Source organism: Rhizobium sp. L43 (assembly GCF_002531725.1).
Lineage (GTDB): Bacteria > Pseudomonadota > Alphaproteobacteria > Rhizobiales > Rhizobiaceae > Rhizobium.
Genome location: NZ_NWSQ01000027.1, coordinates 1 through 13,107 on the forward strand (window position 1 = coordinate 1; position 13,107 = coordinate 13,107).

Here is a 13,107-nt window from a genome sequence, read left to right on the forward strand (position 1 = left end):
CCGCACGGCTTCTTCTTCCCGTCCGAAATGATGGATCATCGTCTGACCCTTTGCGCCAATGCGCCCCCATTTCCTGAGCAGGCAAACATCGCCGAAGAGGTTCGGTTCGATCGACATGGCATAGTAGCGCGCCATGTTCTTCGCTACATCGGTGCGTTCGACATAGAGGTGATAGGGCTGTGCGATCATGAGACCAGAATCGCCGATCCCCGGAATCGCGTCCAACGACAGTTATGAATCGGTCGGCGTTGATCGATTCATATCGGTGATGATAGGCGAAAACTCGCATTGTGTTTGGGCGAGACGCCTGCGGCGCACGGCTCTAGTCGCGGCGCTCACGGAGCCCGCACACGGTCTCCGCCCCATGGGCGACGATCCTCTCGCGGCACTCAGCCGCACCATCCATGTCTTGCGCCGTCCCAGCGTCTGGCGAGACCCTCATCGATAAGTGTGTCGCCGATCGAGTGTCCCGATCGCGTTACGGTCCGGAGCTTGCGGCCATACTTGTCTTCGTCGCGCCAGCCGGCCGTCAGTGAGAAGTTGCCTCCATTCAGCAGCGCCAGCAGGCGTGCCTTCGCCGCCTCGCCTTTGATCCGTTCCGCCTCGCAGCGCGGCGGGCTGAGTTCCGGCGTGTCGATATCGGCAATGCGGATTTTCTGGCCCTGGAACCAGAACGTGTCGCCGTCGACGACACAATTCACATGACGGCCGTCGCCGCAGATTGAAAACGCGGCCGACGATGAGTCCGCTGCCGGTGTCTTGGCCACGGCCGGCAGTCCGGGGAGGCTGCCGGCGCCGCCAAAGGCAAGCCAGCCTGCCGCAGCAATGACAATAGCTGAGATGACTGCCATCAGCGATATGCGTGGACCCTTCCATCCCGTTCGGGATTTTCTCTGCGGGCTACGGCGATCGTTCTTGCCGCCGGATTTCCGCGGCCTTCTGAACGGAACCACATTCGATTTCGCCACCTGCCCGCTCCCTTCCTGTTTGCCTCATCCTATATCGACCCCGGTTTCATCTGCGTTTACGGAGACGCACGGCCTCGACCTGCAGTCGGGCCGGCAATATGGTGTGCGGGAGCGGGGCGCAGTCGGTCCCGCCTCCCCTCCGGGCCACTATGTTGAGGCTCCTGCGGCTGCGCTGTTTCCCGCTCCTCGCACGACGAGAATTCCCGAAATCCCGCCCTTTCGTGCGGCCGCTATGCTGATTTCTCCGATACTCTTCATTGTTCTGGATCGGCCTTGCTCGTTGCACTGCGCGCCGGCTCGATCCGAGAGGCTTCCGGCGTGCCTCTGAGCCTGTGAAACCTGTTCGTCCCAACGCAAGCCTTCATGTCGTCGCGCCGAAACCAGATCGCGCGGCCACATCTGAGCGGCGCATTGCCCGCGGTAAAGACGATCTGCTCATCGGCGCGCATGCGAAGCACCTCGTGCGGCTGGATCAACGGTCGCGCGGCCAGCTGCTTCGATCGCGTGCGCGAGGATCCCTTCGCCTGGAAACTGCGGCTGACCTGGTCGATCTCGACCGTCGTCGTGCCGCAACGGCGCGAGATGTAATCCGCCGTTTCCGGATCGTTGATCGCCGCAAAACTGATCCAGCTCGCGCTCTCGAACCACTTGCTGGCGGCGTCGCGCCCGCCATAGGTTTCGCGCATCTGGCCGATCGACTGGTAGATCATGGTGAGCGTGATGCCGTACTTTCGGCCGGCATCGCGCGCCGTTTCCAGGATCCGCATGTATCCGAGCCGCGCCACCTCATCGAGGAGGAAGAGCGCTCTGCCGGGCATAGTCCCATTACGGTTATATATCCCGTTGAGGAACGAGCCGATAATGACGCGCGCGAGGCCGGCATGCGTCTCCAGTGTTTTCAGATCGATGTTGATAAAGACGTCGGTGTTCCCATCGGCGAGATCGCCCGTGGAAAACGTCCTACCCGAAACCAGCGCGGCATAGTTCGAATACGACAGCCAGTGGGTTTCCTTGATCGCGTTGGCATAGACGCCAGAGAAGGTTTCGGGTGTCATATTGACGAAGGCCGCGACGTTCTCCTTGACGAAATCCGAGTCCGAATTGTCGTAGATCTCCTGCAGACGTTGCCGCAACTTCGGTTCGGGCTCAGAGAGATTGGCGCGAACCTGGCGCAGCGTTTGGTTTTCCTTCTCCGTGTGACCGGAGAGACAAACATCGGCGATCATCGCCGTCAACAATTGCAATGCCGAGGCTCGGAAGAAATCATCGCGCACGCCGCGCGCGCCGCCACTGTCGCTCATGATCCATGAGGCGACGGAGGCGATATCCTCTTCCTTCGTCCCGCCGAACTTGCCGATCCAGTCCAGGGCATTGAAGCCTGTTGCCGGGTTCTTCGGGTCGAGGACAAACAGATCCCGGTTCGCGCTCGTCCGGTGGGCTGAGACCATCGGCGCCACCTCGTTCGATGGATCGAGAACGATCAGCGAGCCGCCCCATTTCAGAGCGGTCGGGATCGTCACCGATGTTGTTTTGAAACCGCCCGAACCGGCGAACACGATACCGTGCGACGAACCGAACGAGCCGTCGAAGCAGAGCAGCGGTGATTTGCCGCCGGCGCCCCATGTTTCCGGCTCGTCGGCACGAAACGAGCGCGCTGCGGTGCTGTCCTTGTCGACACGGTATCGCTCACCGATCACGATTCCGCCGGTATCCGAAAACAGGTTTGCCGCTTCCGGCAGCTTCATCCACTCGGCCTCGCCATGCAGCGCCCGCTTGCCGCGGACGCGCTTCGGCTCGGCGCTGGCGAATGCCGCATTGCCGGCCAACGCGACACGCAGAGCAAAGCATGCGGCAATCGCCGCCGCCGCCGCTCCGATCAGCGTCGCCGGATCGACATAGGAGAAAATGGACATACCGGCCGGAACCTTATCGGTGAGCGCAGACAACCTCATCGTTTCGCGAATTGCGGCGATCAGGATCGTCGCCGCACCGCCGGCGACGACGCCCCATCCAGCCGTCTTGATCCTGATCGCGCCGGCGCTGGCAAACAGGAAGACGATGCCGACGAGCCCTGCACTGACATAAGGCAGCGCGATCCCGGCCCGACCAAGCGTCTGCCGTGCGGCTTCCGTTTTTCCGAGCCCGGACAGCCAGTGCTCGATCCCGGTCAAACCAGCGGCGACGAGAATCATGAGCGCGACGGGGGCGATGAAGAGCATGATCCTACTCATCGGCTTTCCCAAAGGCCTCCGCACCGATTGCCAGAAGCCGCGATCGTTCCTGTACATTGGTTTTGAGCCGCTCGCTCAAATCGATCAGCGCGCCCAGCAGAAGCGCCCGCTTCTCGTAGCGAAGACCGGCTTTGACGATCAGACCGCCAAGCTCGATCTTCTCCCGCGTGTCCTTCTTGCGGGCGTCGGATATTGTCGTGCGCGCCATCCGCTCAAGCCTCAGCAGTCCCGCCCGCAGGCGCGACAGACGGGTTCTGCGTGGACGGTGCGCTGCTTTCGCCGACGTCAGCTCCCCTCTTCCCTCCGGTCGTCGCGGCCTTTCCTCCGCGAAACCGTTTGGCCAGATCCTCGAAGGCGCCCTGCAGCTCCGCCTCGTCGATCTCGATGTCGCCAAGTCCAGCCTTGAGGGCGATCCGGCCGATGCGCTCTGCCTCACGGGTCTCGGCGGCCTTGAGCTGCTCCTGGAGCTTGGCGATTTCGTCGCGGATTTTCGAGGATGGCTTCTTCATTCCGTCTAACTCCCTTGGGTGAGAAAGCTTGTCTTTCGTACCCAATGTCCCGGAGGTGAGTGCGGAACGCACTACTGTGAATCCTACAATCGCCAAGGGCGATGCTTTCGTGAATGATCCCGGCCGTTCCGAAGGAGCGGATCCGAAGGGCGCAATTATACGTCGCTGGTGCGACGTCCTTGCTTGAGGCCCCTAGCGGGCCTGCCGCTCTTGGACAGAACCTGTTGAAAGAGTTCCGCCGTGGCCGTCCCCCATTTCTCCGTCAGCGTCGTCGCCCGCGGCTCAGGCCGCAGCGCCGTGCTGTCAGCGGCCTACCGGCATTGCGCCAAGATGGAGTTCGAGCGCGAGGCCCGCACGATCGATTACACCCGCAAGCAGGGATTGCTCCATGAGGAGTTCGTCATTCCCGCCGACGCGCCGCAATGGCTGCGCTCGATGATTGCCGATCGTTCGGTGTCCGGCGCTTCCGAGGCTTTCTGGAACAAGGTCGAAGATTTCGAGAAGCGCTCCGACGCGCAGCTCGCCAAGGATGTGACGATCGCCTTGCCGGTCGAGCTGACGCCCAAGCAGAACATCGCGCTGGTGCGGGATTTCGTCGAGCAGTACATCACGGCGAAGGGCATGGTGGCCGACTGGGTCTACCATGATGCGCCCGGCAATCCGCATGTTCATCTCATGACGACCTTGCGGCCGCTGACCGCGGACGGTTTTGGAGCCAAGAAGGTCCCGGTAACAGGACCGGACGGCAATCCGATCCGCAACGACGCCGGCAAAATCGTCTATGAGCTTTGGGCCGGAAGCATCGACGATTTCAACGCGTTTCGCGACGGCTGGTTTGCCTGCCAGAACAGGCACCTGGCGCTCGCCGGCCTCGACATTTACGTCGATGGCCGCTCCTTCGAGAAGCAAGGGATTGAACTCGAGCCGACTATCCATCTCGGCGTCGGCACGAAGGCGATCGAGCGAAAATCAGATGGTGCGTCCGACCCGGTCGAGCTCGAACGCCTCGAACTGCAGGAGGCTCGCAGGGCCGAGAACGCGAGACGAATCGACCATAATCCGAAGCTCGTGCTCGACCTGATCACGCGTGAGAAGAGCGTCTTCGACGAGCGCGACGTGGCTAAGAACCTCCACCGCTACGTCGACGACGCGGATCTGTTCCAAAGCCTTATGGTACGGATCATTCTGCACCCCGAAACCTTCCGCATCGAGCGCGAGCGGATCGACCTTGCCACCGGTATCCGAGTGCCCGCCAAGTACACGACGCGCGACATGATCCGGCTCGAAGCCGAGATGGCCAATCGCGCCATCTGGCTGTCTCAGCGCTCTTCGCATGGCGTTCGCGACGCAGTGCTGGCAGCGACATTCGAGCGTCATGAACGTCTATCTGACGAGCAGAGGACCGCGATCGAACATGTGGCGGGACCTGAGCGGATCGCCGCCGTGATCGGCCGCGCCGGCGCCGGCAAGACGACGATGATGAAGGCGGCGCGGGAGGCATGGGAAGCGGCCGGTTATCGGGTCGTCGGCGCAGCACTTGCCGGCAAGGCGGCCGAGGGCCTGGAGAAGGAAGCGGGCATCATCTCTCGGACCCTTGCATCGTGGGACCTTCGCTGGAACCAGGGCCGTGACCAGCTCGATGGCAAGACGGTGTTCGTTCTCGACGAGGCCGGCATGGTGTCATCTAGGCAGATGGCGCTGTTCGTCGAAGCGGTGACGAAAGCCGGTGCCAAGCTCGTTCTCGTCGGCGATCCCGAACAGCTTCAACCGATCGAGGCTGGGGCTGCCTTCCGCGCCATCGCCGATCGCATCGGCTATGCCGAACTCGAAACGATCTATCGCCAGCGCCAGCAATGGATGCGCTATGCCTCGCTCGATCTCGCGCGCGGTAAGGTCGGCCGGGCGGTCGACGCCTACCGTGCCAATGGCAAGATAATAGGATCGGACCTGAAAGCCGACGCAGTCGACAACCTGATCGCTGCCTGGGACCGCGATTACGATCCGGCAAAGACGTCGCTTATCCTCGCTCATCTGCGCCGCGACGTGCGCATGCTCAACCAAATGGCGCGCATCAAGCTTATCGAACGCGGGGTTCTCGACCAGGGAACCATGTTCAAGACCGCCGATGGCGGACGCAACTTCGCCGTCGGCGATCAGATCGTTTTCCTGAAGAACGAGGGATCGCTCGGCGTCAAGAACGGCATGCTGGCCAAGGTCGTCGAGACGGGACCAGGACGCATCACCGCGCGGATCGGCGAGAGGGAGAATGCTCGCCAGGTGCTGGTCGAACAGCGCTTCTACAACAACCTCGATCACGGCTATGCCACGACCATCCACAAGAGCCAGGGCGCGACGGTCGACCAGGTCAAGGTGCTCGCTTCCCTTTCGCTCGATCGCCATCTCACCTATGTCGCCATGACCCGTCATCGTGAGGACCTGACCGTCTACTACGGCCGTAGATCCTTCGCGAAGAACGGTGGGTTGATCCCGATCTTGTCGCGAAGGAACGCGAAGGAAACGACTCTCGATTACGAGAAAAGTGACTTCTACCGCGAGGCGCTTCGTTTTGCCGAAGCACGCGGTCTGCATCTGGTCAACGTCGCCCGAACCCTGGTTCGCGACCGGCTGGAATGGGTCGTCAGCCAAAAGCAAAAACTTGCCAATCTCGGCGCTCGCCTTGCCGCCGTCGCCGGCAAGCTCGGCCTCATCCGCGGCGCCGCGCAGTCCCCAACCCAAAACAACACCAAGGAGGCAAAGCCGATGGTCTCGGGCATCACAACCTTCGCCAAATCGGTCGACCAGGCGATCGAGGACAAGATCGCCGCCGATCCAGGATTGAAGAAGCAATGGGAGGAGGTCTCGACCCGCTTCCACCTCGTTTACGCCCAGCCGGAAAGCGCGTTCAAGGCAGTCAATGTCGATGCAATGCTGAAGGACGAGACCGCCCAGAAATCCACGTTGGCCAAGCTTGGGTCGGAGCCCGAAAGCTTCGGCGCGCTGAAGGGCAAGACCGGGATCCTCGCCAGCCGCTCCGACAGACAGGAGCGCGAGAAGGCTGGGACCAATGCGCCGGCGCTGGCCCGAAATTTGGAGCGCTATCTGCGCCAGCGGGCGGAGGCGGAACGCAAGTTCGAGGTCGAAGAACGTGCCGTCCGGCTGAAGGTCTCGATCGATATTCCCGCACTGTCGCCAAACGCAAAACAAACATTGGAACGCGTTCGCGATGCGATCGACCGGAACGACCTGCCCGCCGGTCTCGAATACGCGCTCGCCGACAAAATGGTGAAGGCGGAACTGGAGGGTTTCGCCAAGGCGGTATCGGAGCGGTTCGGCGAGCGAACCTTCCTGTCGCTTGCCGCGAAGGAACCCAATGGACAGACCTTCAGTGCCGTCACTTCGGGAATGACGGCCGGACAGAAGACGGAGGTGCAATCGGCGTGGAATTCGATGCGGACGGTGCAGCAACTCGCCGCTCATGAGCGCACGACCGAGGCGCTGAAGCAAGCGGAGACCCTGCGTCAGACGAAGAGCCAGGGGCTCTCGCTCAAATGAAGACATCCGTGTTTGCGTTTGGGACGCGACGCGCTCAAAGGGCGCATGCAGTCGTGCTCTTGGCCTTGGCGGCATCCATCGTTGGCAGCGGTGTTGCTGCCGCAATCGTCGGCGGTTTCCGCATCAACCTGACACCGAGCGAACCCCTCGGCCTCTGGCGGATCGTGGCGCTCGATCGCCCGGCCGCTGCCGGAGACCTTGTCTTCATTTGCCCTCCGCAAACTGCGGTGATGATGGCGGCGAGAGAGCGTGGTTATCTCCGCTCCGGCACCTGCCCGGGCGGCGTAGCGCCGCTCATCAAGACCGTCGTCGCAGTCCCCGGGCAGCATGTTCAAATCGGCGCCCGAGTGACAATCGATGGGCATCCAATCCCATTTTCCGATCTGGCAGAGCGGGACGGCAATGGCCGGTCGATGAAGCCATTTCCCGGCGGCGTCGTGCCCGACGAAAGCGTCTTTCTCCATTCACCGTTCAGGAGCTCCTATGACTCCCGCTATTTCGGCCCCCTGCCCGCCTCCGGAATCCTCGGTCTGGCGCAACCGGTGCTCACCTATGCGCCGTGAGCACCTCCAGCCAACCGCATTGATGGCCGTTTCAATCGTCGCCGGGACGGTGGGATGGAGTGGACATGTCCTCCTTCTCCCGGTCGCGCTCGCGTTTCCGGTTCTCTGGGCGCTTGCGCGAACGAGGCTGACGGCCGCGTTTGTCTCGGCCGGCTATTTTCTCGCTGCGTCACGCGGTCTGCCGCAGGGCGTAGCCACCTTCTATTCGTCTGACCTCTGGCCTGGATTATTGCTCTGGCTCTGTGCGTCCACCGGCTTCGTCATCGTGTACACCGTCCTCTGGACGAAGGAGACGGGTGCTCGTCCGTGTCACTATTTCCTGGCAGCGGCTCTGATGGCCATTCCGCCATTCGGCATCACCGGCTGGGCTCATCCGATCACGGCCGCGGGCGTGCTGTTTCCAGGATGGGGATGGTGGGGGCTGGTTGCCGTGACAGCCGGCCTCATGGGCCTCGTAACCCGCATGTGGCGAGCTGTCGCGATCGTCCTGGCAGGCTTTTGGATCGGGTCCGCCGCAACCTGGGACGAATCGACGCTACCCCAAGGTTGGCAGGGGGTCGATCTCGAAATGGGAGCGTCGTTGGGGCGCGACACTAGCTTGCAGCGTTACCGTGATCTGATTGCCACGGTCACGGATCGGGCATCGGGCGGCGCCCGCTCGATTGTTCTTCCCGAAAGCGCTCTTGGCTTCTGGACGCCGACCGTCGAGCGGCTATGGGTGCGAGCTTTGCAGGCAACTGACGCCACCGTTATCGCCGGCGCCGCTGTCGTAGATGCAGGCGGATACGACAATGTTCTGATCGCCATCTCCAGCGACGGGGCTCGCCTCCTTTATCGCGAGCGCATGCCGGTGCCAGGTTCGATGTGGCAGCCTTGGCGGCCCCTCCTCGGTCAGAGCGGCGGAGCGCGAGCGCATTTCTTCGCGAACCCGGTCGCGACAATTGCCTACAGGCGGGCCGCACCCCTGATCTGCTACGAGCAACTGATCGTCTGGCCCCTTCTCCAATCCATGCTCCACGATCCGGACGTCGTCATTGCCGTCGGCAACGGTTGGTGGACCAAGGGGACGTCCATCGTGGCTATCCAGCGCGCCAGCACAAACGCTTGGGCGCGTCTGTTCGACAAACCCGTCGTTTTCTCCTTCAACACCTGAATGCCATGGAGACCTGATGCTCGACGCCGCTCTCATCCAACAATGCGCCGACCCCTCTTTGAAGCCCGCAATCGTCGAGCAGTTCGTGACCGCGGCGGGCGCAAATGGTCCGCTCGCCGTCACCGTCAAATCAGGTGGCCGATTGATCCTCGTTCCGAAGGCGACAACGCAGGATGAGGCGATGGCGATCGTCCGGCAGTATGTCGGCCAGGCGGTGGTGCGTGTCGGCCTGACGCAGTTTCCGGCTGGCGTCGGTGTGAAGGACGCGGCTGATCTGAAGCCCGATCTCGTCGATCCTTGCGAAAACCTCCGCAAGGGAACGGCTATGTTTGCCAAGGTCTTGCGGATTGTCGCCAAGTGGTACGGCAATCCGAAGAACGACGATGTCTTCCCGCAGATCTTCGACGATGCGGTCTATGCCTGGAAGACCGGAGAGTTCGAGGGGGTGAGCGTTTTTCAGGCGGAAGATCCTGGGAAAAGCGTCACGATCGACAACGTGTTGCCTGCACACCAGGACAAGGCCACCGTCGACCTGCCGCCTGCGGATACAGATGCCGAAAGCGTCGGATCAGCGGAGATGCGGATTGACCTGTCGAGGATTGGGGGCAAATGATGCCAAATGAAGGCCGCTAAGCCTCCGGAAGCGAATAGCGCGTGAGAACAGCGTCCTCGCCATCGAGGGTCACTTCGATGACTTCGTTGACCATAGCCTGCTCTCCCGCCAAATCCTGCAGTATGAGGGGCAAACAATTCTCGTTGCTGCGCGGGAAGCACCTGCGGGACAATGATCACCAGGCCCGCATGCAATTCCTCTTTCGCGTACAGCTTCCGGAAGTCGCGGGCGTTGTTCGTCACGAACGTGAAATCCTCCTCGATGATCCGAGGCATCAGATCCCAGTCGGTTTCGCCGCTCAGTCCCAGCCAGTTCACATGAAAACAATCGTGGCCATGCGCTTGCGCTACGGCCACAAGCGATGTGTGGAGGCATTCATCGATAAGGAACTTCACGAGGTCGAGCCGGAGGGTTTGGGAGCGCTGTCGTTTCGAAATCGCAGACGCTTCACGGATTTCACCGTCAGGCCCTGTTCCGAAAGCTTCCGCGGCCGGCCCCTGCCGGGATGGGCCGCAGCCCAGATCTCGGCAAGGTCCACCATACGCTCGGTGACCGCAGGATAACCCTCGACGATTTCCGCGGTACTTGCGCCCTGGGTCTTCATCGCGGCAATCGTTCGCACGGGAACACGGGTTCGCTTGAACACCGGCTCGCCGCCCACGACCCCTTTCACGCTTTCAATCATTCGTTCGGCCTCTCGAAGCGCCTCGGCCCGCGCGGCCAATTGTTCTCGTGCCCGCGCAACGTCGATAATGAGATAGTCGTCTGCCCTAACAGTTTCGGCATGCGGGTTCTGGTCGATCGTATCGAATAAGCGCTTGCGGCGCTCGGCAGACAAGATCGATCCGACGCCGTACCAGAGCTTCAACCGAAGCAGATCCTCATCGGTGAGCGCTCGACCCCGGCTGCCAATGAGATGCGTCGCGATGATCCGCTTGTCGATCGCATTGTGCACTGACTTCACAGCGATCTCGCTGACAGCCGCGGCCTCGGCGGGCGTGTAGGCGTGTGAGGTGTCGGTCATAATCATTCTCCTTGTGGAGAATATATAATGCAGCTGACATCGCCCGTAAAGATTGACGGAGCTTCTCGATACCAGGGACCCGTCAGACCAGTAAGGAGGGGTCACTTCTTCTCCGGCGGCCGCTTCAGCAGATCAGATGCTTCTACTTCCAAAATCGCTGCTAAGCGGTCCACCACATCGATGCTCGCATTGTAGACGCTGCGCTCGAGGGAGCTGATGTAAGTGCGATCGATATCTGCTCGAAAAGCAAGCTCTTCTTGCGATAGGCCTTTGGCCAGCCGCGCGGCTTTCAGATTTCGTGCAAATACCTCTCGAATCTCCATGATCGAGAGAGCATCGGCTTGTAGAGTATTTCACCACGGAGTATTCTCTACAAAGACATTCCGTTGACGAATCAAGATGATGCAGCAGCGTCAGAAAGTTAGTTTCGCGCGAGTGCTGAGCCGCTCAAAATACGAACTCCCTCCCATCCTGTGACGATCTGGTATTTAATCGCGAGCGTATGCGGCCTCGGGTCTTGACGTCACAGTATGCAATTTGAGGAGACGGGGATGAAGGACGCCAGCTCATCCGGCGCAGACGACAAAAATGGAAGACAACTTCGTTACAGTTCAGCGCGAAAATCGGATTTGGAGACGCTGGCTGTTTCGGCGATCCGCGAACACCGTCGGCTCCTCGCAGCCGATCAAGCCGTATATGACGAGTGGGTTCTCGCCAGTGACGACCCGTCGATCTCCGGTTCGGTGCTTCAAGCCCTTCAAAACGAACACATCGCGCGCCAGAAGAAGTCCGAGAACCAGCAAGAGGAACTCTCGAAAATCCTGGACGCGCTCGGCTACGTTCCGGACGTGCCACTTGAGAGTGACGGATAAACGTCAGACCAAGCCGCGATCCTTGGCAATTGCGACGAGCTGCGGCACGGACTGGGCGTCAAACTTTTCACGCGCCTTGTCGAGATAGTGTTGCACGGTTCTAGCATTGATGCCGGTGAGCACCGCCGTCTCGGGTGCGGTCTTTCCCTTCGTCGCCCACATAAGGCACATCACTTCACGCGGTGACAGCGTTTGCTTTGGGGCGAGGCGCATCTTCGCAGCGATGAACCTCAATTGGTAGTGAATGACCATCAAAGCCTGCAAAGCTGGAAGTGTTTGCTGCAATTCATGGAAATCTGTTCGTGCCTCCGATGTTGCAAACGTCAGCATCATGTGTGAACCGAAACTGCCGTTCAGCCCGATTGTGACGCCGCGACGGATCCCGTGATCGAACGCCTGATCTCGGAACTTTCGAAGTTGGGACATGCCTCGAGCCGGCCAATCATCTGCGGTCCAGACAAAGGCCTCGCGTCGGCGCCTGGCTTCAGTTACGACTGGATCGATGCGTGAATAATGATTGGCTAAATATGTTTCTTGCCATTCTTTTGGATAGTTGTTGAAGGTGCGAATTTCGGTGCCTGACGCGTCGACATAAGCATATCGCTCAAGCCCGAATGCATTGCCGTAGTTACGCAACGCTGTTTTGATCGCTACCTCATCTTGCGACGCCTCTATCGTATCGATCAAATTCCTCAACGCGTCGTTCAATCCCACTCTCCCTCTGTTCGTCGGGCTGTCCGAACATGCAGCGGGAATGCGCGGAGATAAATCCCCCGGACTGATACCCCTAGGTTGGGGTACCCAGATGAGGAGTGATGAGGTTCAGGTGTACTGCATGGGCTATGGCGGCCGACAATGTGGGGCAACCCAGCTTATAGCGTGCCGATTTCAGGTAGCCGCGCGTCGTATGCTCGGATAATCCCAGAATCTTGCCAATGTCCTTGCTATCTTTACCGCGCGAGGCCCAATGAAGGCACTCGATTTCCCGTGATCCTAGCGCAGGCACGGGATCATTCTCTCCGTGGAGTTCGAACACTGCTTTGCGGTGCAGAAGGAATCCGAGCTCAAGCCACTCCGGTAAAAATTGGCGCTCGATGAACGCCCACTCATCATCGCTCTTCTGGGAGTTGATCGAAAGGAGCGAACGACGCGATTTGTCAACAATCGGGATAGAGACCCCGTTGCTCCCGATTCCGTGCAGCTCGGCATCGACCATGAACTCCTGCGCGGTCTCGGCAATATCAATCTCGCGCCAATCGAAAGGCAGCTGTCGAGAAAAACCCTCTCGAATGATTGGATCGACGTTTATGTAGTCGTTAAGCAGATAGCGCGAAACCCAGCTATCGGGATAGGTGGTTCGTACAAATGGCGCGTCAACGCTATCGACGATTGTCCTCGCAAGATGGAATGTGACGAAATCAATGGGATAGTGCGATTGGAATTCATCCAAAGCGGACGCCACTGTCGCCGCATTTTTCATCGCGCTGAAAGCGTTGGGATAGGTTGGCGAATGCTCGTTTTCCTGCATGCTTCTTTCCGTAACAGTCATTATCGTTTGCGGGTTAGTGACCCCAGAATCGCCGAGCCAGTCGCTAAATGCAACCCCTAAGGGCGGAAAAAGC

At 60.3% G+C, this 13,107-nt stretch carries 14 protein-coding genes and 1 pseudogene; 5 read left to right on the plus strand and 10 right to left on the minus strand.

The window, feature by feature from the left end; all coding sequences use genetic code 11:
- The 5 genes from CO667_RS27205 to traC form a co-directional block, all read right to left on the minus strand.
- Window positions 1-189 (minus strand): WGR domain-containing protein (locus CO667_RS27205; protein WP_097621335.1); only part of this gene is annotated, 189 nt, incomplete at its 3' end.
- A gap of 200 nt (window positions 190-389) precedes the next feature.
- Window positions 390-851, minus strand: a complete 462-nt coding sequence (locus CO667_RS27210) for a thermonuclease family protein (protein WP_210259757.1) — start codon at window positions 849-851, stop codon at window positions 390-392.
- Between the two features lie 371 nt (window positions 852-1,222).
- Entirely contained in the window at window positions 1,223-3,199 is a 1,977-nt protein-coding gene (gene traG / locus CO667_RS27215; protein ID WP_096771503.1) for a Ti-type conjugative transfer system protein TraG, read from the minus strand.
- A complete protein-coding gene (locus CO667_RS27220) occupies window positions 3,192-3,407 on the minus strand; it encodes a type IV conjugative transfer system coupling protein TraD (protein ID WP_040140151.1) in 216 nt (71 codons plus the stop codon). The genes traG and CO667_RS27220 overlap by 8 nt, the downstream gene beginning before the upstream one ends.
- A gap of 4 nt (window positions 3,408-3,411) precedes the next feature.
- Entirely contained in the window at window positions 3,412-3,708 is a 297-nt protein-coding gene (gene traC, locus CO667_RS27225; protein WP_088395915.1) for a conjugal transfer protein TraC, read from the minus strand.
- Between the two features lie 240 nt (window positions 3,709-3,948).
- On the opposite strand from traC, the gene traA reads away from it, so the two are divergent.
- Genes traA through CO667_RS27245 form a run of 4 tightly spaced genes read left to right on the plus strand, consistent with a single transcriptional unit; the run spans window position 3,949 to window position 9,589 of the window.
- The gene (gene traA / locus CO667_RS27230) at window positions 3,949-7,260 is read left to right on the plus strand and encodes a Ti-type conjugative transfer relaxase TraA (protein ID WP_096771502.1); all 3,312 of its coding nucleotides are present in this window, start codon (window positions 3,949-3,951) and stop codon (window positions 7,258-7,260) included.
- Window positions 7,257-7,823 (plus strand): conjugative transfer signal peptidase TraF, encoded by a 567-nt coding sequence (gene traF, locus CO667_RS27235; protein ID WP_088395884.1) that lies wholly within the window; start codon window positions 7,257-7,259, stop codon window positions 7,821-7,823. Before traA ends, traF begins: the two co-directional genes overlap by 4 nt.
- Window positions 7,813-8,976 (plus strand): conjugal transfer protein TraB, encoded by a 1,164-nt coding sequence (locus CO667_RS27240; RefSeq protein ID WP_088395885.1) that lies wholly within the window; start codon window positions 7,813-7,815, stop codon window positions 8,974-8,976. The genes traF and CO667_RS27240 overlap by 11 nt, the downstream gene beginning before the upstream one ends.
- Window positions 8,977-8,992: 16 nt before the next feature.
- Window positions 8,993-9,589, plus strand: a complete 597-nt coding sequence (locus tag CO667_RS27245) for a TraH family protein (RefSeq protein ID WP_096771501.1) — start codon at window positions 8,993-8,995, stop codon at window positions 9,587-9,589.
- A gap of 179 nt (window positions 9,590-9,768) precedes the next feature.
- On the opposite strand, the pseudogene CO667_RS36400 reads toward CO667_RS27245, so the two are convergent.
- From CO667_RS36400 to CO667_RS27260, 3 genes and pseudogenes are all read right to left on the minus strand, one after another.
- A pseudogene (locus CO667_RS36400) lies at window positions 9,769-9,984 on the minus strand (DUF5615 family PIN-like protein); the annotation flags it as partial.
- Complete coding sequence (locus tag CO667_RS27255; protein WP_088395887.1) at window positions 9,981-10,613, minus strand: DUF433 domain-containing protein; 633 nt, start codon at window positions 10,611-10,613, stop codon at window positions 9,981-9,983. The gene CO667_RS27255 and the pseudogene CO667_RS36400, both read right to left, overlap by 4 nt.
- 101 nt (window positions 10,614-10,714) lie before the next feature.
- Window positions 10,715-10,936 (minus strand): helix-turn-helix transcriptional regulator, encoded by a 222-nt coding sequence (locus tag CO667_RS27260; RefSeq protein WP_088395888.1) that lies wholly within the window; start codon window positions 10,934-10,936, stop codon window positions 10,715-10,717.
- Window positions 10,937-11,164: 228 nt separating this feature from the next.
- Here CO667_RS27260 and CO667_RS27265 point away from each other — a divergent pair, with 228 nt between their 5' ends.
- Complete coding sequence (locus CO667_RS27265) at window positions 11,165-11,485, plus strand: transcriptional repressor TraM (RefSeq protein WP_088395889.1); 321 nt, start codon at window positions 11,165-11,167, stop codon at window positions 11,483-11,485.
- A gap of 3 nt (window positions 11,486-11,488) precedes the next feature.
- Here the strand turns inward: CO667_RS27265 and CO667_RS27270 are convergent, their stop codons facing one another.
- Together CO667_RS27270 and CO667_RS27275 are read right to left on the minus strand one after the other, a co-directional pair.
- Entirely contained in the window at window positions 11,489-12,193 is a 705-nt protein-coding gene (locus CO667_RS27270; RefSeq protein WP_088395890.1) for an autoinducer binding domain-containing protein, read from the minus strand.
- A 79-nt stretch (window positions 12,194-12,272) separates the two neighbouring features.
- Window positions 12,273-13,013 (minus strand): LuxR family transcriptional regulator, encoded by a 741-nt coding sequence (locus CO667_RS27275; protein WP_096764645.1) that lies wholly within the window; start codon window positions 13,011-13,013, stop codon window positions 12,273-12,275.
- Window positions 13,014-13,107 lie beyond the last annotated feature (94 nt).

Bases quoted from the DNA above. Each gene is read 5' to 3' on its own strand.
- CO667_RS27220 (WP_040140151.1), bottom strand. From the start codon at position 3,407: ATGGCGCGCACGACAATATCCGACGCCCGCAAGAAGGACACGCGGGAG.
- CO667_RS27260 (WP_088395888.1), bottom strand. From the start codon at position 10,936: ATGGAGATTCGAGAGGTATTTGCACGAAATCTGAAAGCCGCGCGGCTG.
- CO667_RS27275 (WP_096764645.1), bottom strand. From the start codon at position 13,013: ATGCAGGAAAACGAGCATTCGCCAACCTATCCCAACGCTTTCAGCGCG.
- CO667_RS27245 (WP_096771501.1), top strand. From the start codon at position 8,993: ATGCTCGACGCCGCTCTCATCCAACAATGCGCCGACCCCTCTTTGAAG.
- CO667_RS27240 (WP_088395885.1), top strand. From the start codon at position 7,813: ATGCGCCGTGAGCACCTCCAGCCAACCGCATTGATGGCCGTTTCAATC.
- traC (WP_088395915.1), bottom strand. From the start codon at position 3,708: ATGAAGAAGCCATCCTCGAAAATCCGCGACGAAATCGCCAAGCTCCAG.
- traF (WP_088395884.1), top strand. From the start codon at position 7,257: ATGAAGACATCCGTGTTTGCGTTTGGGACGCGACGCGCTCAAAGGGCG.
- CO667_RS27255 (WP_088395887.1), bottom strand. From the start codon at position 10,613: ATGACCGACACCTCACACGCCTACACGCCCGCCGAGGCCGCGGCTGTC.
- CO667_RS27210 (WP_210259757.1), bottom strand. From the start codon at position 851: ATGGCAGTCATCTCAGCTATTGTCATTGCTGCGGCAGGCTGGCTTGCC.
- CO667_RS27265 (WP_088395889.1), top strand. From the start codon at position 11,165: ATGAAGGACGCCAGCTCATCCGGCGCAGACGACAAAAATGGAAGACAA.
- traG (WP_096771503.1), bottom strand. From the start codon at position 3,199: ATGAGTAGGATCATGCTCTTCATCGCCCCCGTCGCGCTCATGATTCTC.